Origin of the sequence: Pseudomonas sp. RC3H12 (assembly GCF_018596375.1) — a bacterium.
Classification (GTDB): domain Bacteria; phylum Pseudomonadota; class Gammaproteobacteria; order Pseudomonadales; family Pseudomonadaceae; genus Aquipseudomonas.
The window spans coordinates 1,035,708-1,056,049 of the sequence record NZ_CP075595.1 but is presented as its reverse complement, the minus strand read 5'-3'; the positions used below and the strand labels follow the sequence as shown (position 1 = coordinate 1,056,049).

The 20,342-nt window shown below is 65.5% G+C and carries 17 protein-coding genes, 1 tRNA gene and 1 pseudogene; 9 read left to right on the top strand and 10 right to left on the bottom strand.

Annotated features, from left to right (window positions below):
* Positions 1 to 83 precede the first annotated feature (83 nt).
* From KHO27_RS04860 to KHO27_RS04850, 3 genes are all read left to right on the top strand, one after another.
* Positions 84 to 596 carry a histidine kinase gene (locus KHO27_RS04860; RefSeq protein ID WP_110699157.1) on the top strand — a complete coding sequence of 171 codons (513 nt, stop codon included), beginning with the start codon at positions 84 to 86 and terminating at the stop codon, positions 594 to 596.
* Between the two features lie 375 nt (positions 597 to 971).
* Positions 972 to 1,868, top strand: a complete 897-nt coding sequence (locus tag KHO27_RS04855) for a sensor histidine kinase (protein ID WP_110698755.1) — start codon at positions 972 to 974, stop codon at positions 1,866 to 1,868.
* A complete protein-coding gene (locus KHO27_RS04850) occupies positions 1,858 to 2,520 on the top strand; it encodes a response regulator (protein WP_110698757.1) in 663 nt (220 codons plus the stop codon). Before KHO27_RS04855 ends, KHO27_RS04850 begins: the two co-directional genes overlap by 11 nt.
* Here KHO27_RS04850 and yegS read toward each other — a convergent pair.
* A complete protein-coding gene (gene yegS / locus KHO27_RS04845; protein WP_110698759.1) occupies positions 2,504 to 3,391 on the bottom strand; it encodes a lipid kinase YegS in 888 nt (295 codons plus the stop codon). The two genes, KHO27_RS04850 and yegS, sit on opposite strands and share 17 nt — an antisense overlap.
* A 273-nt stretch (positions 3,392 to 3,664) precedes the next feature.
* On the opposite strand from yegS, the gene KHO27_RS04840 reads away from it, so the two are divergent.
* Positions 3,665 to 5,122: a mannose-1-phosphate guanylyltransferase/mannose-6-phosphate isomerase gene (locus KHO27_RS04840; RefSeq protein WP_111532753.1), complete on the top strand. Its 1,458-nt coding sequence runs from the start codon at positions 3,665 to 3,667 to the stop codon at positions 5,120 to 5,122.
* A 63-nt stretch (positions 5,123 to 5,185) separates the two neighbouring features.
* Positions 5,186 to 6,421: a glycosyltransferase family 4 protein gene (locus tag KHO27_RS04835; RefSeq protein WP_214501288.1), complete on the top strand. Its 1,236-nt coding sequence runs from the start codon at positions 5,186 to 5,188 to the stop codon at positions 6,419 to 6,421.
* Here the strand turns inward: KHO27_RS04835 and KHO27_RS04830 are convergent.
* Both KHO27_RS04830 and moaB read right to left on the bottom strand, forming a co-directional pair.
* Complete coding sequence (locus KHO27_RS04830) at positions 6,410 to 7,630, bottom strand: molybdopterin molybdotransferase MoeA (RefSeq protein WP_110698765.1); 1,221 nt, start codon at positions 7,628 to 7,630, stop codon at positions 6,410 to 6,412. The two genes, KHO27_RS04835 and KHO27_RS04830, sit on opposite strands and share 12 nt — an antisense overlap.
* Complete coding sequence (gene moaB / locus KHO27_RS04825) at positions 7,614 to 8,153, bottom strand: molybdenum cofactor biosynthesis protein B (RefSeq protein WP_110698767.1); 540 nt, start codon at positions 8,151 to 8,153, stop codon at positions 7,614 to 7,616. The genes KHO27_RS04830 and moaB overlap by 17 nt, the downstream gene beginning before the upstream one ends.
* 180 nt (positions 8,154 to 8,333) lie before the next feature.
* Here moaB and KHO27_RS04820 point away from each other — a divergent pair, with 180 nt between their 5' ends.
* Together KHO27_RS04820 and KHO27_RS04815 are read left to right on the top strand one after the other, a co-directional pair.
* Complete coding sequence (locus tag KHO27_RS04820; protein ID WP_023632528.1) at positions 8,334 to 8,555, top strand: YgdI/YgdR family lipoprotein; 222 nt, start codon at positions 8,334 to 8,336, stop codon at positions 8,553 to 8,555.
* 82 nt (positions 8,556 to 8,637) lie between these two features.
* Positions 8,638 to 8,714: transfer RNA gene (locus tag KHO27_RS04815), tRNA-Pro, on the top strand.
* Positions 8,715 to 8,811: 97 nt separating this feature from the next.
* Here the strand turns inward: KHO27_RS04815 and mqo are convergent.
* From mqo to KHO27_RS04800, 4 genes and pseudogenes are all read right to left on the bottom strand, one after another.
* Complete coding sequence (gene mqo, locus KHO27_RS04810; protein ID WP_110698769.1) at positions 8,812 to 10,377, bottom strand: malate dehydrogenase (quinone); 1,566 nt, start codon at positions 10,375 to 10,377, stop codon at positions 8,812 to 8,814.
* A 311-nt stretch (positions 10,378 to 10,688) separates the two neighbouring features.
* Positions 10,689 to 11,393, bottom strand: a complete 705-nt coding sequence (locus tag KHO27_RS26505; RefSeq protein WP_371918082.1) for a methyl-accepting chemotaxis protein — start codon at positions 11,391 to 11,393, stop codon at positions 10,689 to 10,691.
* A gap of 228 nt (positions 11,394 to 11,621) precedes the next feature.
* A pseudogene (locus KHO27_RS26500) lies at positions 11,622 to 11,732 on the bottom strand (hypothetical protein); the annotation flags it as partial.
* Positions 11,733 to 12,501: 769 nt separating this feature from the next.
* A complete protein-coding gene (locus KHO27_RS04800; protein ID WP_214501287.1) occupies positions 12,502 to 14,265 on the bottom strand; it encodes an ABC transporter transmembrane domain-containing protein in 1,764 nt (587 codons plus the stop codon).
* 245 nt (positions 14,266 to 14,510) lie between these two features.
* Here KHO27_RS04800 and KHO27_RS04795 point away from each other — a divergent pair, with 245 nt between their 5' ends.
* Positions 14,511 to 14,681, top strand: a complete 171-nt coding sequence (locus tag KHO27_RS04795; RefSeq protein WP_178082036.1) for a PA1571 family protein — start codon at positions 14,511 to 14,513, stop codon at positions 14,679 to 14,681.
* Positions 14,682 to 14,744: 63 nt separating this feature from the next.
* Here the strand turns inward: KHO27_RS04795 and pdxB are convergent, their stop codons facing one another.
* From pdxB to rlmM, 3 genes are all read right to left on the bottom strand, one after another.
* Positions 14,745 to 15,887 carry a 4-phosphoerythronate dehydrogenase PdxB gene (gene pdxB, locus KHO27_RS04790; protein ID WP_110698773.1) on the bottom strand — a complete coding sequence of 381 codons (1,143 nt, stop codon included), beginning with the start codon at positions 15,885 to 15,887 and terminating at the stop codon, positions 14,745 to 14,747.
* A 47-nt stretch (positions 15,888 to 15,934) separates the two neighbouring features.
* Entirely contained in the window at positions 15,935 to 16,177 is a 243-nt protein-coding gene (gene tusA / locus KHO27_RS04785) for a sulfurtransferase TusA (RefSeq protein ID WP_023632607.1), read from the bottom strand.
* A 107-nt stretch (positions 16,178 to 16,284) separates the two neighbouring features.
* Positions 16,285 to 17,349, bottom strand: a complete 1,065-nt coding sequence (gene rlmM / locus KHO27_RS04780) for a 23S rRNA (cytidine(2498)-2'-O)-methyltransferase RlmM (protein ID WP_110698775.1) — start codon at positions 17,347 to 17,349, stop codon at positions 16,285 to 16,287.
* A 219-nt stretch (positions 17,350 to 17,568) separates the two neighbouring features.
* Here rlmM and acnA point away from each other — a divergent pair, with 219 nt between their 5' ends.
* On the top strand, positions 17,569 to 20,310 hold the full coding sequence (gene acnA, locus KHO27_RS04775) for an aconitate hydratase AcnA (protein ID WP_214501286.1): 2,742 nt from the start codon (positions 17,569 to 17,571) through the stop codon (positions 20,308 to 20,310).
* Positions 20,311 to 20,342 lie beyond the last annotated feature (32 nt).

Genomic DNA, 20,342 nt, shown 5'->3' with positions numbered 1-20,342 from the left:
CGCCATTCTCACTGCATGAACGGAGTCAGGCTTTTGCGAGCGATCATCTTGGTACGGCCAATCCCTGAAGACGGGGCGCCATGATGGATAGCACTTCACTGCACAACGCCGCCGTGGCGGCCTTTTTGCAGGATGCGCAGGTCCTGTTGGCCAGGTCCCAGGAATGCCTGCAGCACCTGGAGCTGATCACCAACGATCCGGATGCCTGCCACAGCCTCAATGCCGCACTCGACACTCTCGCCCGGCGGGCAGTCGCGCTCGACCTGCTCGAAGTGGCCCACCATGCCCTGGCCCTGCAACGACTGCTCGCGCCCGCGTGCGCCCAGCAACACCTGCACGGTACCAGCCTGCCCGCGCTTGGGGCCTGCCTGACCCTGCTGGACTGGCAACTGGAGCTGCTCGACCCGCAGACCGGCCGCCTGGACATGGACACCGAGGAGCAACGACGCCTGCTGGCCGAGCTCGCCACCACCCTGGGCCAACCGACAGCGCAACTGTGCGCCGATTGCCAGGAAGCCGGCACGTTCTGCGACCACCCCCACGCCCAGGATGCACTTGCGGAGCAAAGCCTCAGTGCAGCCGACCGCCAACATTAACCCGACTAAATGCGTGGCAACTAAACTCACTCAGGGTTTAACTTGAAAAGTTTGGCAAGTTTTTCCAAATGTTTTTGCCCGCTGGTTTTTTAGTTGATCGAGGCGCACTGGAAACATCTTTTAATAATGGCACTGTGCTAGCCAGCGCCTTGCCCGCCAGACCCGCCACAGCCCGGAAAATCCGAGGTTTCAAGCAGTTATCCCCCCGCGACCAAATTCAATCAAAGTGATAACATGCGCACGTTCGAACATGCGCACCCAGACTATCGGGTGATTGGATACGTGGCCGGTGCTTGATTGAATGCACGGCACCAGCACCCCTGGCCAGGCATGTGCAATGCCCTCAACTGCAATAACTCAGTGGCTTCCCTATCTATGCTCCCACGCTTGAAGTTCCTCCAGCGTTGCCGCTCCAGAGTTGCCCTGCTCCGCTGGACGACCACGCTGCTGTGCATTGCATCGCTGGCGGCAAACCTGGTGGTGTACCTGCGCACCCTGCCATTGTCGGCCAGCCTGCTGTTGCTCCAGTTGCTGGCGATGATCGGCGTCGGCTGGCACCTGCGCCATTGGGCGCGCTCGATCAACCTGCGCCCGGCGGAACTGGCCACGCGCATGCTCAAGGTGCAAGAGAGCGAGCGTCAGCGCCTGAGCCGTGAACTGCATGACGATATCGGCCAACTGCTGACCGCCGCCAAGCTGCAGGTCGACTGGCTGCAACGCCGAGTGCCGGCGGACCTGCAGGAGCACTGCGCCACCTTGCGCAGCACCCTGGACCATACGCTGAGCAACGTGCGCGACGTTTCCACCATTCTCAATCCTCGACAACTGGCCAGCCTGGGCCTGGAGGCGAGCCTGCGCGCGCATTTGCTGCGCACCCTGGAAAACACCGAGGTGCACTGGAGTCTTGAATGCAACCAACGCCTGGGCGGCATCAGCGAGGAGGTGACCATGGCGGCCTTTCGCATCACCCAGGAGGCGGTCACCAACATGCTCCGCCACGCGCACGCACGCAACCTGGTGGTCCGCCTGCAGCGCACCTCGGCCGGCCTGGCGCTGTCGATCCAGGATGACGGCGGCGGCTTCGTGCCGGCGCAGGCACCAGCAGAAAGCGGCCTGCGCGGCATGGCTGGCATGCAGGAACGTGTGACAGCGCTGCAGGGCAGCCTGAGCATCACCAGCCAGCCCGGCCAGGGCACCCGGATCGACGCCCTCTTCCCATGGCCACCCCGCAACCAAGAACGTGCCAGGACTCCCGCTCCCGATGACCTGTAGATTATTGCTGGTGGACGACCACTCCCTGATTCGTGCTGGCGTCAGGGCACTGGTGACGGATATTCCCGGCTATACCGTGATTGGCGAAGCCGACGATGGCAGCCAACTGCTGGAGCAGGTCCGGCGCCTCGCGCCGGACATCGTCCTGCTGGATATTTCCATGCGCTCGACCAGCGGCCTGGACGCCCTCACGCAACTGCGCGCAAGCGGCTGCTCCTGCAAGGTGCTGATCCTGTCGATGCACACCGACCCGGAGCTGATCATGCGCGCCCTGGAGAGCGGCGCCCATGGCTACCTGCTCAAGGACACCACGGCCACCGAACTGGAGCAGGCACTGACCGCCCTGCGCAACGACGAACGCTACCTCAGCCCGGCCATCGCCCACACCGTGATCAACCAGGCGCTGTTGCGCGCCCAGAGCGGCCGTCAATCGAATAACGAAGGCCACCACAACCTGACCGCCCGCCAGTTGGAGATCCTGCGCCTGATCGTGCGTGGCAAATCCACCCGGGAGATCGCCGGCGGCCTGGGCCTGTCGATCAAGACCGTGGAAACCCACCGCTCGCAGATCATGAAGCGCCTGCAGATCTACGATGTGGCGGGCCTGGTGCTGTTCGCCGTGCGCGAGAGGATCATCAGCCTGGACGACTGAGCAACGGCGAATCCGCCGGCAGGTGCACGCGCAGCGCCTTGGGCACGGCCTCGAACCGCAGGCTGGCCGCCTGGAGGGGCTCGCCGTCGAGATTCATGTCCAGCCCCTGGGCGCTCTTGATCTCCACCCACGGCAAGCGGGCGCGCACGAACAGCCCCTCACCGGCCAACAGATCGCGCAAGGCCCCGGCCATCTCCTGGGGCGCCGGCAGGATGCCGACGTCCAGCAGGCCATCGTCCACGCTCGCCTCAGGGCATAGCACGTGCCCGCCGCCGGCCTGACGACCATTGCCGATGCCCAGCGCCAGCAACTCGCCCTGCCACTGGAACCCCGGACCCTGCAGCTCGACCGAGGCCGCCTGCAGCTCACTGAAGCGCGACAGCCCGGTGAACAGGTAGGCTGCGCCGCCCAGCACTTTCTTCAGGTCTTCAGAGGTATTGGCGGTGACCTGGGTGCCGAATCCGCCGGTAGCCATGTTCAGGAACAGCTGGTCACCCACCCGGCCCAGATCGATCGGCCGTGCCGGTACCTCCAGCAGGTCGAGGGCCGCTTGCGGCTCAAGCGGCACACCGGCCGCCTTGGCAAAGTCGTTGGCCGTACCCAGCGGCAGCAGCGCCAGGCTGGCCTGGGTAGCCGCCAGGCCCATGGCCTCGGCCACGTCGCGCAACGTGCCATCACCGCCGCCGGCCACCACGTGAGCATAGCCCGCCGCCAGTGCCTCCTCGACCAGGCGCTGGGCATCACCGCCCTCCCAGGTCAGGCGCACGTCCAACTCCCAACCACGCTCACGCAACTGGCCCACCGCGGCCCGCACGTCTTCGTTGGTGGCCTGCTTGCCATGCAGGATCAGCAATGCCTTGCGCTCGCTCATGTCGCCCTCCCGGAAAAGTGCACAGAAATGCCCTACTGCAATCTCGACCATGAACGCGCACGGATTGCTGCATGCCTCGCCCAAAAACCGCCGTTTCATGCAATTGCCATTGAAAGCCGCTCGTGACAGGCGCATCATTCGACAAATATTTGGCCTTCATGGAAGATGCCGCTCACAAAAGTCATTTTATTGACTTTGCGCCGCCAGACGCCTGACAGGTCTTGATTCCCTTGCATTGCGCTGCCCACAGCGCACCGATTCGAGGTTGTGACTATGAGCGTTCTGATCCCCTGCATCATCGCTGGCGGCGCCGGCACCCGATTGTGGCCGGTCTCGCGTGAAGCGATGCCCAAGCCCTTCATGCGCCTGCCCGACGGCATGAGCCTGCTGCAGAAGACCTTCAGCCGCGCCAGCAGCCTGCCTGGGGTCGAGCGGGTGCTCACGGTGACCAACCGCGAAGTGGTGTTCCGCACCCAAGACGAATATCGCCAGGTCGGTGCAGCACGCGTGGCCCTCGATTTCATTCTCGAACCCCTGGGTCGCAACACCGCCCCTGCCATTACCGCCGCTGCACTACACTGCGCCCGCCTGCACGGCGAAGACAGCCTGCTGCTGGTGCTGCCCGCCGACCATTTGATTCAAGACCAGGGCGCTTTCGAGGCGGCCGTCGGGCAGGCCCTGGCACTGGCCGGACAAGGTTGGCTGACCACCTTCGGCCTGCAACCGACCCGTGCCGAAACGGGTTTCGGCTATATCGAGCAGGGCCAGCCGATCACTGACGGCGGCTACCAGGTCGCCCGCTTCGTCGAAAAGCCCGACGCCGACACCGCCCAGGGCTACCTCGACGGTGGTCGGCACCTATGGAACGCCGGCATGTTCTGCCTGCGCGTCGGCACGGTGCTACAGGAGCTGCAGGCCCATGCCCCTGAGGTCCTGCGCAGCGTGGCCGACTGCCTGGAACAGAGCCAGGTCAAGGAAGGCACGGGTGGCCTGCAGGTGGAGCTCGACCCTGAACGCTTCGCCCTGGTGCCGGATATCTCCATCGACTATGCCCTCATGGAACCGTCCGCCCAGGTGGCCGTGGTGCCGTGCGACATCGGCTGGAGCGACATCGGCTGCTGGGAAGCGGTGCGCGAGCTGCGCCCGGCCGACGGCCAGGGCAACCACTGCAACGGCGAAACCGTGCTGCATGACGTGAGCAACTGCTACATCGACTCGCCACGGCGCCTGGTCGGCGCGGTCGGCCTGGACAACCTGATCGTCATCGACACCCCCGACGCCCTGCTGATCGCCGATGCCGCGCGCAGCCAGGAAGTCAAGGTGATCGCCCAGCAGCTCAAGCGCCAGGGCCATGACGCCTACCGCCTGCACCGCACCGTGACCCGCCCCTGGGGCCTGTACACGGTGCTCGAGGAAGGACCGCGGTTCAAGATCAAGCGCATCATGGTCCGCCCCGGCGAATCACTGTCGCTGCAGATGCACCATCATCGCAGCGAGCACTGGATCGTGGTCAGCGGCATGGCCTGCGTGACCAATGGCCAGGAGGAGTTCCTGCTCGACACCAACGAGTCCACCTTCATCAAGCCCGGGCGCAGCCACCGCCTGACCAACCCCGGGGTCATCGACCTGGTGATGATCGAGGTGCAGAGCGGCGAATACCTGGGCGAAGACGACATCGTACGCTTTACTGATATCTATGGACGCGCCCCGGCGGCAGCAGCACCTGCCTGACTGCCAGAGGGCGCGTTTTGTCATCCAGGGCCGATACCCGGCCAACCGCGAGGATTCGGGCTCATGCGCATACTCTGGACCCTGCCCTACCTGCCCTGGCCCACCACCAGCGGCTGCAAGACCCGGCAATACCACCTGCTGCGCGCCCTGGCGCAGCATGGCCACCGGATTACCTTGCTGGTGCAGTCGAAAGTCCCCTTGAGCGACACCACGCGCGAAGCCCTGGAGCCCCTGGTGGAGCGCCTGATCGTACTGCCCAGGCGAGCACTGAACAGCCCGCTCAACCTGCTCGCCTCACCCATCATCGACTATCCCATGCGGGCCATCATCAATGGCCTGGCGCCTTGCCTGCGGCACCGCTTCGAGCAATTGCTGGACGAACCTTGGGATGTGATCCAGATCGAGCACAGCTACAGCTTCCAGCCATTCGAGAGGGCCCTGCAGGCCCGGGGCTTGCCCTACATGCTCAGCGAGCATTACCTGGAGTCGGTAATGGGCGCCGCCTGCCATGACCGCCTGCCCTTGTGGTTGCGCCCGCTGAACGCCTTCGACCGCTGGCGCTATCGGCGCTGGGAACAACGGGTGCTGTGCCAGCCCACCGAGGTGGTGGCGGTCAGCGCCCAGGATGCCGAACTGATCGGCCAGATCAGCGGCCGCCCGGTGAATGTGGTGGTCAATGGCGTGGACTGCGACCACTACCAGGACGTGCGCCCTACCCCACATAGCCAACGCCTGCTTTTTGTCGGCAACTTCGAGTACGGCGCCAACCTGGAGGCCATCGAATGGGCGCTGGAGGAGATCCTGCCGCAGGTATGGATGAGCAATCCGGCGGTGCGCCTGGCCATTGCCGGGCACGCGTTGCCGGCCAGCTGGAAGCTGCATTGGAACGACCCACGCATCGAGTGGGTAGGTTATCGCCCCGACCTGCGCGAGCTACAGCGCCGCTCGGCGCTGTTCTTTGCGCCACTGCGCCATGCCGGTGGCTCCAAGGTGAAGATCCTCGAGGCCATGGCCGCCGGGCTACCGGTCATCACCACCAGCAAGGGCGCCTCGGGCCTGGCCATGAACAACGGCGAACACTACCTGGGCAGCGACGACAGCGGCCAGCTGGCGCTGTTGGTTACGCAACTGCTCAACCAGCCGTGGCGCATGTGCCAGCTCAGCGAGGCCGGGCGCCAATTCGCCCGCCAGCGCCATGACTGGAGCGTTGCCGCCCAGCAACTGGAGAACGTGCACATGCGCCTGACCCAGCTGGCACCGGCAGGCGCAGGCGCCCCCGGCGGCGTGCTAGCCAAGTAGCTCGCTGAACGGGATGAATGCCACGGGGTCGCCCTGCCGTGGCGTGCTGCCTTCAAGCACCTCCACCACCCCATCGGCCCAGGCAGCGCTGCGCAGCACACCGGAGCTCTGGTTCTTGTAGATGCGCACCCGGCCATCCTCGATGCGCGCGCGCAGGAATTCGCGCCGCGTCCCGGCCTTGGGCCAATCGAAACCCGCCGGCACGCTGAAACGCAGCGGTGCGACACTGTGTACACCCAACCGGCGCAGCAGGTAGGGCCGCGCCAGCAGGCCAAAAGTGACCAATGTCGAGGCCGGGTTGCCCGGCAGGCCGATCACCGGCACACCTTGGTAATGGCCGAAGGTCAGCGGCTTGCCCGGCTTGATCGCCAGCTTCCACAGCGCCAGCTCCCCCGCTTCGCGCAGGGCCAAGCCAAGAAAATCGGCCTCGCCCACCGAAACACCACCGGTGGACAGGATCAGGTCGACATCGCCCAGCCCGGCCAGGCACTGGCGGGTGCGTTCGAGGTCGTCGGGTAGGATCCCGGCGTCCACCACCTCGCAGCCCAGGCGTTGCAGCCAACTGACCAGCAGGCGCCGGTTGCTGTTGTAGATCTGCCCGGGCCCCAGCGGCAGGCCCGGCTCGACCAGCTCGTCACCAGTCGACAGCACCGCCACCCGTGGCCGGCGCCGCACTTGCAGGGTGCCGAAACCCAGGGTCGCGGCCAGCCCGAGCTGGATCGGCCCCAGCCGCGTGCCGGCGCTCATCACCTGTTCGCCGACACGGGTTTCCTGGCCTTTGGGGCGAACGTTCTGTGACAGTGCCAGGGGTTCGAGGAACCGTACCCGGCCATCCACGAGCACTTCGGTGTTTTCCTGCATCTCGACGCAATCGGCGCCTTCGGGCAGCGGCGCGCCGGTGAAGATCCGTGCGCAGGTGCCAGGCTCCAGGGGCTGTGGCGCATGGCCGGCGAAAATGCGCTGGGTCACCCGTAGCGGCTCGCCCTGCCAGTCGGCCAGGCACAGTGCATAGCCGTCCATGGCGCTGTTGGGCCACGGCGGCAGGTCGAGCCCGGCCACCAGTTCATGGGCCAGGACGCGCCCTTCGGCTTCGGCCAGCGCGACGTGTTCGGTCTCGGCGATGGGCGACTTCTCGGCCAGCGCCAGCAGGCGCTCCAAGGCCTCTTCCACCGGCATCAACGGCCGGGCCACCTCAACCACGACTGTCACAGGCCGTTGCCTGCTTCAGGTGCGGCACGAAGTTGCACGGCCGGTGACGGGCATCCAGCTGCTCGGCGAGGATGCCGTCCCAACCAGTACGCACGGCATTGGTCGACCCCGGCAGGCAGCAGACCAGAGTGCCGTTGGCAAGGCCTGCCAGGGCGCGGGACTGCACGGTGGAGGTGCCGATGTCGGCCACCGAGATCTGCCGGAACAGCTCGCCAAAGCCCTCGACCTGCTTGTCCAGCAGGCACGCCACGGCCTCCGGGGTGCTGTCGCGCCCGGTAAAGCCGGTGCCACCGGTGATCAGCACTACCTGCACCTGGTCATCGGCGATCCAGGTCGCGACCTGGGCGCGGATCTTGTACAGGTCATCCTTGAGCAGCACGCGCTCGGCCAGGCGGTGGCCAGCGGCGCCGAGGCGATCGACGAACAGCTGGCCGGAGGTATCGGTGTCGAAGGTACGGGTATCGCTGACCGTCAGCACGGCGATGTTCAGCGCTACAAAAGGGGTATCTGCCTTGGCTTTCATGGGAGTCCGTCGCAGGGGAACAGGGAATGTGCGCTGTTATATCACAGGCCACGGCGCCCAGACCGCGACGTTGTTCTTGGTCAATGCCAGCACGATGGCGCTATGCTGCACTGTGCAAGGAACTTGCGTGGACGCCCTGCGTCTTAATGACATCTAGCACCATCGCACTGGAGAAACACGATGATCCAACGGACCCTTCCCGCCTTCCTGCTTGCCCTGGGCCTGGGCGCCCTCGCCGGCTGCGCCTCGCCAACCGTCATCACCCTGAACGACGGCCGCGAGATCCAGGCGGTGGACACCCCTTCGTATGACGACGACTCCGGCTTCTACGAATTCGAACAGCTCGACGGCAAGCGCACGCGCATCAACAAAGACCAGATCCGTACCGTCAAGGAGCTGTGATCCAGCCCTGCGTTTTTGGCGCAACTCCTTTTTGCAACAAGGGGTTGCGTTGAAAAAATCGATGCAGTAGCATTTCGGACATCGGAGTGTAGCGCAGCCAGGTAGCGCGTCTCGTTCGGGACGAGAAGGCCGCAGGTTCGAATCCTGTCTCTCCGACCAAATCCTGCAAAAAACCCGCCTTGCGCGGGTTTTTTGTTGCCCGCGAAAAAGCCAGTCACTGGTGGGAGCAGGCCAGCCCGCCCCCACGCTTGTGCGATTACTCCGGCAACACGGGCACATGCAGCAGCTGCAAACGCGCACTGCTCCATTCGCGGGTCTTGTTGGTCAACTCAAGATCATTGTTCAGCTTCTGGCCGTAGGTCGGCACGATTTCCTTGAGCTTGGCCTGCCACTCGGCGCTCTTGATCCGATCCTTGAAGGTCTTCTCCAGCACGCTCAGCATGATCGGCGCGGCAGTCGAGGCACCGGGCGAGGCACCCAGCAGCGCGGCGATGCTGCCATCCTCGGCGGCCACCACTTCGGTGCCGAACTGCAACACGCCACCGTGCACGGGGTCCTTCTTGATCACCTGCACGCGCTGACCGGCCTGGAGCAGCTGCCAGTCTTCGTTCTTGGCGTTGGGGAAGTACTCGCGCAGGGCCGCCATGCGGTCGTCGAAGCTGAGCATCAACTGGCCCATCAGGTAGGTGCTCAGGTCGATGTTGTCGATGCCGGCCTGCATCATCGGGCGGATATTGTGGGTGGTCAGCGAACTGAACATGTCCAGCAACGAGCCGTGCTTGAGGTACTTGGTGGAGAAGGTCGCGAACGGACCGAACAGCAGCACCTCCTTGCCATCGATCACCCGAGTGTCCAGGTGCGGCACCGACATCGGCGGCGCGCCGACCGAGGCCTTGCCGTACAGCTTGGCCTTGTGGCGAGCGACCAGGTCGGCGTTGTCGGTCATCAGGAACTGGCCACCGACCGGGAAGCCGGCATAGCCCTCGGCTTCCGGGATGCCGGACTTCTGCAGCAACTTTAGCGCGCCGCCACCGGCGCCGATGAAGACGAACTTGGCCTTGACCGCAGACTCCTTGCCACCTTTGGCCAGGTCGGCCACCACCACATTCCAGCTGCCGTCGTCGTTGCGCACGATGTCGCGCACTTCATGGCCCAGGTGCAGTTGCACGTTCGGGTTGCGGGTCATGGCAGCAAACAGCTGGCGGGTGATCTCGCCGAAGTTCACGTCGGTACCGATGGCCATGCGGGTCGCGGCCACCTTCTGCCCGGGGTCGCGCCCCTCCATCACCAGCGGCACCCACTGGCGAATCTGCTCGTGATCCTCAGTGATCTCCATGCCGCGGAACAGCGAACTGTGCTGCAAAGCCTCGACGCGCTTGTGCAGGAAGGCGACGTTCTCGTCACCCCAGACAAAGCTCATGTGCGCCACGTTGTTGATGAACGATCGCGGGTTACTCAGTACGCCCTGCTCGACCTGGTAGGCCCAGAACTGCTTGGACACCTCGAACTGTTCGTTGACGCTGACCGCCTTGCTGATGTCAATGCTGCCGTCCTTGCCAACACTGGTGTAGTTCAGCTCGCAGAACGCCGAGTGGCCGGTGCCGGCGTTGTTCCAGGCGTTGGAACTCTCTTCGGCGACCTGGTCCATGCGCTCGTAGACGTCGACTTTCCAGTTCGGTTCCAGTTCGGTGAGGTAGGTCCCGAGGCTTGCGCTCATGATGCCGCCGCCGATCAGCAGCACATCGACGGACTTTTGTGGCTCCGCGGGCTTGGAGCAGCCGATGACACTCAGGCACAGGAGCGTCAGCAGGATTTTTTTCATTAGCTCAATCCAATTGAAGTGAAGGATTGGCAGTCGTTGCCCCCGGTGTGCACGCCCGGTTGTTGTTGTGGTTGGCAGGAGTTTCGCGAAATCGGGGCACGATCGCCTCGGGCCTTGGCCCGGGGCGCCGTGAAGCAGGGAGTGTGCCAGCCTGGGCGGGGCCACGGCTGATGCCGCCCACAGCGCCCTCGGCCATCCAATGGATGGCGACAATCCGCCACAGGTAACTGATGCGACATGCGAGAATGGCGGATTTCCCCACCCTCAAAAGCATCGCGGTGCACGTCGCATCGGCGCACCGTGATGGCGATTCAAGCGGTCAATCGGGAAGTCACTTCGCCCAACTGACCCGACAGTCCGTGCAGGCGCTGTCCGGCCTGCTCGGTGTGCTGCACCGCCTGCTGGTTGGCGGTGGCGATGCGGGTGATCTCGACCAGGTTGCGCGAGATGTCCTCGGCGACACTGGTCTGCTCCTCGGCAGCAGTGGCGATCTGGCGGTTCATGTCGCGGATCGCCTCCACCGCCGTGGTGATGCGCTGCAGCATCTGCCCGGCCTGCTGCACCTGTTCGGCGCCCTCCTCGCTGCGCTGCTGGCCACTCTCGATGGCCTTGACCGCCTCCACCGCGCCCGACTGCACCGCCTCGATGATCTGGTGGATCTCGGCGATCGATGCCGCGGTGCGCTGGGCCAGGCTGCGCACTTCGTCGGCCACCACCGCGAAACCGCGCCCCGCCTCGCCGGCACGGGCGGCTTCGATGGCGGCGTTGAGCGCCAGCAGGTTGGTCTGCTCGGCGATGCCGCGAATCACTTCAAGTACCTTGCCGATGCGCGTGCTGTCGTTTTCCAGGTGGCGAATCACCGCTGCGGTGCCGGCGATCTCGCGGTTGACCACGGCAATAGTGTCGATGGTGCGCTGCATGACCTGCTCGCCCGCCTGGGCGCTGTGGTCGGCCTCGTCCGCCGCGCGGGCGGCATCGGCGGCATGGCGGGCCACTTCCTGGGCGGTGGCGGACATCTCGTGCATGGCCGTCGCGACCTGGTCGGTACGCAGGAATTGATCATGGGTGCCGTGGGCCATGTCGCCGGCGATACGGCTGAGCTGGCCGCTGGCGCTCTCCAGCTCTTCGGCGTTGTCCTTGAGCCGGCCGACGGTGTCGGCAAGAAAATCACGCAGGGTGTTGGCGGCCAGCGCCAGGCGCCCGAGTTCATCCTCGCGACGGCTGTCGACCCGGGTGGCGAAACGTCCCTGGCTGAGCTGGGCGACGTAGTCGATCAACTGGCGGATCGGCTCGACCAGGCTGCGGTTGACCAACCACAGGCTGAACAGCCCGACCAGCACGGCCGAGCCCAGCATCACCAGCACGCCCAACCACACCGTGCGCTCGGCGCTGGCGCTGATGGCGTCGGCACGCCCGTGGGCATCGAGGCGCAGTTGCTCCACCAGTGCACTCATCTGGTCGCTGGTGGCGCGGTCCACGCCCTTGACCGCCAGGTCGCCGGCCACCGGGTCGCCACTGGCAGCCAGGAATGCCTGGCGCCCTTGCTCGTAGGCCGCCCCCAGCTGTCGGTGGCTGGCCTTGAGCTGCTCCAGGCGCGCCTTGAGCGCCGGGTCGCTGCTGTCGATCAATTGCCCCAGCAATTGCTGCACCTGCTGCTCGCGGGCCTGGAACTGCTGCCAGTACTTATCCAGCTCCGCCGGCTGGCGACCACGCAGCAGCACGTTCTTCCACTCCTGCACCTGGATCTTGAACTGCAGGTTGGCTTCGTCGATCAGTTGCGAGGCACGCAACGGTCCGTCCACCAGCTCGGCGTAGCCGCGCACACTGGAGGACAGGAACTGGAAACACACCAGGGCGATCAACAGGATCGCCACCAGGCTGCCACCGAGCAGGGAGAGAATTTGCACTCTGAGGGATTTACGCAAGATTGCGGATCTCGGAACAAGGAAGAGGGAAACGGCGCACGCCGGCACCGCCGACAGAGGCGTCCTTGTCCTCGTTCACTGCCCCATCAACGCTGCCATCGGGCGATGGCAGCCAGGGCAAGCACCTGCGCAACAGCCGAGGCAGATAGTCTCAGGCAATTGCTACAGAATTGTTACAAAACAGCGACAACAAAGACGCTCAGGCCGAGTTGAATTGCAGCGCTGCCAAGCGTGCGTAGAGTGGGCTTTGCTCGATCAATTGTCGATGGGGCCCGACTGCCGCCAGTCGGCCTTTGTCGATCACCGCGATACGGTCGGCATGCTGCACCGTCGCCAGGCGGTGGGCGATGACCAGCGTGGTGCGCCCGGCCATCAGTTCTGGCAATGCCTGCTGGATCAGATACTCGCTTTGCGCGTCCAACGCGCTGGTGGCTTCGTCCAGCAGCAGGATCGGCGCATCCACCAACAGCGCCCGGGCAATCGCCAGGCGCTGACGCTGGCCACCGGACAAGCCCAAGCCCCCTTCGCCCAAGGGTGTCTGGTAGCCCTGAGGCAGCTGGATGATGAACTCATGGGCATGGGCACCGCGCGCCGCCGCCTCGACCTCGGCCAGGCTGGCCTCGGGCCGGCCATAACGGATGTTGGCCTCGACCGTGCCGCGAAACAGCGCCGGTTGCTGGGCCACAAGGGCAAACTGGCGGCGCAGGTCGGCAGGCGCCAGACCGGTTATCGGCTGGCCATCGAGTAGAATCGCGCCACCTTGCGGATCGTAGAACCGCAGCAGCAGGTCGAACAAGGTCGATTTGCCGGCCCCCGACGGCCCGACCAGCGCCACGGTCTCGCCGGGACGGATATGCAGGCTCAGGCCGTCGACGGCCGCCACCGCGGGCCGTGACGGGTAGGCGAAGCGCACCTCGCGCAGTTCGATGTCGCCACTGGCGCGCCCGTGCGCCAATCCCGCCGGCTGTGACGGCGCCAGGATCGCCGTCTGCGCCGCCAGCAGCTCGGCGATACGCTCGGCGGCACCGGCGGCCCGTTGCAATTCGCCAATCACCTCGCTCAGGGTGCCAAAGGCGCTGCCGACGATCAGGCTGTAGAACACGAACGCGGCGAGCTCGCCGCCGGAGATACGTCCGGCGATCACATCCATGCCGCCGACCCAGAGCATCACCCCCACTGCGCCAAGCACCAGCACGATCACCAGGGTGATCAGCCAGGCGCGCTGGGCGATGCGACGGCGCGCCACATCGAACGCCGCCTCCACGGTGTCGCCGAACAGTGCCTGGTCACGCGCCTGGTGGTTGTAGGCCTGCACCGTCTTGATCTGGCCAAGGGTCTCGGCGACATAGCTGCCCACATCGGCCACCCGGTCCTGGCTCTGCCGCGACAGGCTGCGCACGCGCCGGCCAAACAGCAGGATCGGCGCCAGCACCAGGGGCAGGGCCAGCACCACGATGCTGGTCAGCTTGGGGTTGGTGACGAACAGCAGGATCACCCCGCCGACCACCATCAGCGCATTGCGCAGGAACATCGACAGCGACGAGCCGATCACCGACTGCAGCAAGGTGGTGTCGGCGGTCAGCCGCGACTGGATCTCCGAACTGCGGTTGTCCTCGAAAAAACCCGGGTGCAGGCCGACCAGGTGGTCGAACACCGCCCGGCGGATATCGGCCACGCAGCGCTCGCCGATCCACGACACCAGGTAGAAGCGGGCGAACGTCCCCACCGCCAGGGCCAGCACCAGCAACAGGAACAGGCCAATGGTCTGGTTGAGCTGGTGCGCCGAGCCGGTCATGAAGCCCTGATCGACCAGCAGGCGGATCCCCTGCCCCATGGACAGGGTGATGGCGGCAGTGACCACCAGCGCCAGCAAGGCCAGCAACGCCTGGCGCCGATAGGGTCGCACGAACTGCCAGCCCAGGTGCAGGGCACGGCGTTGGCGGGGAGAGATCGGATCGGGCATGGCAAAGGTCGTTCCACAGGGGATTGATAGCAGACTACCACTCGTCAGCGCTGTGCAACGCTCGGGAATGCGAGGCCGTCCCATGCTCGGACGGAGCGACAGTGGCTATGCCCATTCGTTCTAACGCGTGACTGGAGCTTTGTCGCGCATTCTGGTGGACTGATCCAGCATGAAGCCGAAAGCTGTCACAGACCAGTCACGGCAAAGCGATACCTTGCGCTTGAACCTGAAAGAGGAGACAGGACATGAGCTTGCAGCACACCGATACGCCCAAGAACCAGAACCGTCCGCAACCTCAGGTCTGCGGCTCGATCATCGATGCCCAGGGCCGCGAGGTGCCCATCACCGAGCAGATGATCCAGAAGGCCTGCAAGGACCTGGAAGAGAGCCGGGTCAAGAAGATCGGCAAGGCCTGATCCCCGAATTGCGTGCAACCCGGCGCTCGCGCCGGGTTTTTATTGTCCTGCCTTTGCGCACCCTCAGGCCAGCACCGCCCCCAATGCACTGACCACCTGCGCCAACTGGGGCATTTCCCCACGGACGCGCACCGGCAATCCCTCGATCTCACGCCGTACCGGGTAGTGCTTGCGCAGCAGATCAAATGCCGCACGCTGTTCGGCCGGATCTTCGCTCAGGCTGCGACGGAAATCGGCATCGTCACGACGCGGGTCGTAGACCGCCCGGCACAGGGTGGCCAATGCCCACGCCGGATCCGCGCTCGCGTCAAACTCGATCTGCGCAAGGCCTGGTGCCGGCAGCAGGTCGGCCAGGTGAATCTGCTCGGGCACTGCGCGCCAGCGGCAGAACGCCTGGTAGATCTGCGCCGTGCCACGCTGCTTGCCATCCAGGCTGTAGCCGGCGATATGCGGCGTGGCCAGGGTGCACAGGTCGGCCAGTTGCAGGTCCACCTGCGGCTCTCCCTCCCACACATCAAGCACCGCGTGCAGATCCTCGCGATCCAGCAGCAGTTCACGCAGGGCAGCGTTGTCCACCACAGGCCCACGGCTGGCGTTGATCAGCCAGGCACCTGCGCGCAAGCGGGCCAGGCGCGGCTGATCGAGCAGGTGCCAGGTCGGGTGCTCGCCGCCACGCTGCAGCGGCGTGTGCAGGCTGATCACATCACATTGCTCAAGGACGCTGTCGAGATCGACAAAATCGCCGGCCTCGCTGGCCTGGCGCACCGGGTCGCACACCAGCACCTTCCAACCGAGGCCGCGCAGCACACGCACCAGCCGCCCGCCAACCTCACCCGCGCCGACCACGCCATAGACGCGCTTGCCCAGGTCGGCACCCTCGAGTTCGGCCAGGGTCAGCAGGCTGCCCAGCACGTAGTCCACCACGCCACGGGCATTGCAGCCCGGCGCGCTGCTCCAGTGGATACCGGCTTGGGCGAAGTGTTCGAGGTCGAGGTGATCGGTGCCGATGGTGCAGGTGCCAACAAAGCGTACCCGACTGCCCTCGAGCAGTTGCCGATCGACGCGAGTCACCGAGCGTACCAGCAGTACGTCGGCGTCCTTGACGCAGGCGGCGTCGATGGCCCGGCCGGGATAACGGCGGATTTCACCGAAACCGGCAAAGAAGGCATCGAGCAGCGGGATATTCTCGTCGGCAACTATCAGCATGGCGCTCTCCTGTCAGGGGAGCGCAGTGTAGCGCGATCGCGGCGGGTTCAGTCGGCCTTCTTGCGGATCCAGTACAGGTAGGTTCCGGCGTCTTCTTCCTGGCCGAGCAGCTCGTGGCCGAGGAAGATGCAGAACTTGGGGATGTCGCGCCGGGTCGACGGGTCGGTGGCGATGACCTTGAGCACACCGCCGGATACCAGCTCGCGCACATGCTTGTGCAGCATCATCACCGGCTCCGGGCAGTTCAGGCCGGTGGCATCGAGGATCGCGTCGTGGGTGAAATCGGTCATGAAAGGCTCCGCAAAATGCTCGTCATTGTGGCGTATCGGCCGAGGGGCGCCAAGCCCACTCCCACAAGGGCCGGGTACCATGGGAACGGGCTCGCCCCGCGATGGCCTCAGCGCGGCTTCAGGTCCAGCCGGCGCAGATGACAGGTGACTTCCTCACGGTCGTGATACAGCTGCTTGCAGGCGATCGACACCTTCACCTTGCGTGCCTTGAACCCAGCCTCAATGCGGTCCAGCAGCTTGCGAACCTCGGCATGGCGTTGCTTCATCGGCAGCTTCAGGTTGACCACCGCCTCGCGGCACAAGCCCTCGCCCAGCCAAGTCTCGATCAGCGAAGCGGTACGCGCCGGCTTCTCGACGATATCGCAGACCATCCAGTCCACCGTCTGCTTCGGCTGCCAGGTGAAACCGTCGGCCATCAGATGGGTGACCAGGCCGGTATCCATAAGGCTTTCGGCCATCGGCCCGTTGTCGATGGCGGTCACCAGCATGCCACGCTTGACCAGCTGGTAGGTCCAGCCTCCGGGCGAGGCGCCCAGGTCGACACCCGTCATGTCATCGTTCAGGCGCGCGTCCCATTGCTCGCGCGGGATGAACTGGTGCCAGGCTTCCTCCAGCTTGAGGGTCGATCGGCTCGGGGCCTCGCGGGGGAACTTCAGGCGTGGGATGCCCATCGGCCACAGCGCCGAGTTGTCGGCCTCGGCCAGGCCGAGGAACACCCGGCGGCCGCTGATGAAGGTCAGCAGCAGGCGCGGACAGCGGGCGTCATCGACCAGGCGGCCGGCCTTCTCCAGGGCCTTGCGCAGCGGCACTTCGAACTTGCGGCAGAAGGTCGACAGCTCCTTGCCCTCGTTGCTGTCGAGCACCTCCAGCCACAGGCTGCCGAACACTGGCAGCCCGGCCAGGTGCTCGAGCAGCACGCTGATACGGTCGGTCTCTGGCAACTCGACGTACATACCGCGGGCCCACTGGCGCGGGAAGATCAGCTGCGAGAAGCGCAGCGCCTGCATCATGCGTTCGATGCCACCGGGCTCGGTGCAGACGAACTCGGCGCAGGCACTCTGCGGCTTGCCCTTGGCATAGCCGGGCACGCCCAGATGGGTGGCGTGTTCGCTGATTTCGGCGCAGACCTCGCCCTCGAAGCCGGGCCGGCAATGCATGAACAGGGTATTCATTTCTCACTCCACATCACTGGCGCAGACGGCGCCAGGGCGGCGAATGATAAAGGAAGTCGGGAACCAGCGACACGCCCCATCGGTCCAGAAAAGGGTCGGGGCCGGCAAACCGGTCTAACCTGACTGTTCAGCCAGGTCCGTGCCGTGCGGACCGGTCCAGAGCGGTGATACCGGCGAGCGACCCGCAGTCGCCGGGCACCGGAGCACAAGGAGTTGTAAATGCCCTCGCTCGATAGCCTGAAAACCCTCAAGACCCTCCAGGTGGCCAACCGCGCCTACCACTATTTCAGCCTGCCCGACGCCGCCCACCAGCTCGGCGACCTGCAGCGCCTGCCCATGTCGCTCAAGGTGCTGCTGGAGAACCTGCTGCGCTGGGAAGACGGCAAGACCGTTACCGGTGACGACCTGCGCGCCCTCGCCGCCTGGCTGCAGGAGCGTCGCTCCGACCGCGAGATCCAGTACCGCCCCGCGCGGGTGCTGATGCAGGACTTCACCGGCGTGCCGGCGGTGGTCGACCTGGCCGCCATGCGCGCGGCCATGGCCAAGGCCGGCGGCGACCCGCAGCGGATCAACCCATTGTCGCCGGTGGACCTGGTGATCGACCACTCGGTGATGGTCGACCGTTATGCCACCCCGGCCGCGTTCGCCCAGAACGTCGACATCGAGATGCAGCGCAACGGCGAACGCTACGCCTTCCTGCGCTGGGGCCAGAGCGCCTTCGACAACTTCCGCGTGGTGCCGCCGGGCACCGGCATCTGCCACCAGGTCAACCTCGAGTATCTGGGCCGCACGGTATGGACCCGCGAAGAGGACGGCCGCACCTATGCCTTCCCCGACACCCTGGTCGGCACCGACTCGCACACCACCATGATCAACGGCCTGGGCGTGCTCGGCTGGGGCGTGGGCGGCATCGAGGCCGAAGCTGCCATGCTCGGCCAGCCGGTATCGATGCTGATCCCCGAGGTGATCGGCTTCAAGCTCACCGGCAAGCTGCGCGAGGGCATCACCGCTACCGACCTGGTCCTGACAGTCACGCAGATGCTGCGCAAGAAGGGCGTGGTGGGCAAGTTCGTCGAATTCTATGGCGACGGCCTGGCCGACCTGCCGCTGGCCGATCGCGCCACCATCGCCAACATGGCCCCCGAGTATGGCGCCACCTGTGGCTTCTTCCCGGTCGACCAGGTGACCCTCGACTACCTGCGCCTGTCCGGCCGCCCCGAGGAGACCGTGCAACTGGTCGAGGCCTACTGCAAGGCCCAGGGCCTGTGGCGCCTGCCCGGCCAAGAGCCGTTGTTCAGCGACACCCTGGCGTTGGACATGAACGATGTGGAAGCCAGCCTGGCCGGGCCCAAGCGCCCGCAGGACCGCGTCGCCCTGGGCCAGGTGCGCCAGGCCTTCGACCACTTCATCGAGTTGCAGCCCAAACCCCTGGCCAAGGAAGTCGGCCGCCTGGAAAGCGAAGGCGGCGGTGGCGTGGCGGTGGGCAATGCCGACCAGGCTGGCGAGATCGACTACACCCACGAAAACCAGACCCACACCCTGCGCGACGGCGCGGTGGTGATCGCCGCCATCACCTCCTGCACCAACACCTCCAACCCCAGCGTGATGATGGCCGCCGGGCTGGTGGCGAAGAAAGCCGTGGAGAAAGGCCTGCAACGCAAGCCCTGGGTGAAGAGTTCGCTCGCCCCCGGCTCCAAGGTGGTCACCGACTACTACAAGGCCGCGGGCCTGACACAATACCTCGACCAGCTCGGTTTCGACCTGGTCGGTTATGGCTGCACCACCTGCATCGGCAACTCGGGCCCCCTGGACGAGGCCATCGAGCAAGCCATCGGCAGCGCCGACCTCACCGTCGCCTCGGTGCTATCGGGCAACCGCAACTTCGAAGGCCGGGTACACCCGCTGGTCAAGACCAACTGGCTGGCTTCGCCGCCGCTCGTGGTGGCCTATGCTCTGGCCGGAAGCGTGCGCATCGACCTCAGCCAGGAGCCGCTCGGCACCGGCAAGGACGGCAAGCCTGTCTACCTGCGCGACATCTGGCCAAGCCAGCAGGAGATCGCCGAGGCGGTCAGCAATGTCGACACCCGCATGTTCCACAAGGAATACGCCGAGGTGTTCGCCGGCGATGCCCAGTGGCAGGCGATCGAAGTGCCACAGGCCGCGACCTATGTCTGGCAGGCCGATTCCACCTATATCCAGCACCCGCCCTTCTTCGATGACATCGGCGGCCCACTGCCGGAGATCGGTGATGTGCGCAACGCACGCATCCTCGCCCTGCTCGGCGACTCGGTGACCACTGACCACATTTCCCCGGCTGGCAACATCAAGGCCGACAGCCCGGCCGGCCGCTACCTGCGCGGCAAGGGCGTGGAACCGCGCGACTTCAACTCCTACGGTTCGCGTCGCGGCAACCATGAAGTGATGATGCGCGGCACCTTCGCCAACATCCGCATCCGCAACGAGATGCTTGGCGGCGAGGAAGGCGGCAACACCCTGTACGTGCCCAGCGGTGAAAAGCTGTCGATCTACGATGCCGCCATGCGTTACCAGCAGGATGGCACGCCGCTGGTGGTGATCGCCGGGCAGGAATACGGCACCGGCTCCAGCCGCGACTGGGCGGCCAAGGGCACCAACCTGCTGGGGGTCAAGGCGGTGCTGGCGGAGAGTTTCGAACGTATCCACCGCTCCAACCTGGTGGGCATGGGCGTGCTGCCGCTGCAGTTCAAGGCAGGGGACGACCGCAAGCGCCTGGGGCTGACCGGTAGCGAGCGCATCGATGTGCTGGGGCTGACTGATGCGCAGATCAGCCCGGGCATGAGCCTGCCGCTGCGCATCACTCGCGAAGACGGGCGCCAGGAGCAGATCGAGGTGCTGTGTCGGATCGACACCCTCAATGAGGTGGAGTACTTCAAGTCGGGGGGGATCCTGCATTATGTGCTGCGGCAATTGATCGCAGGATAAGGCCCCTTCGCGGGGCAAGCCCGCTCCCACGC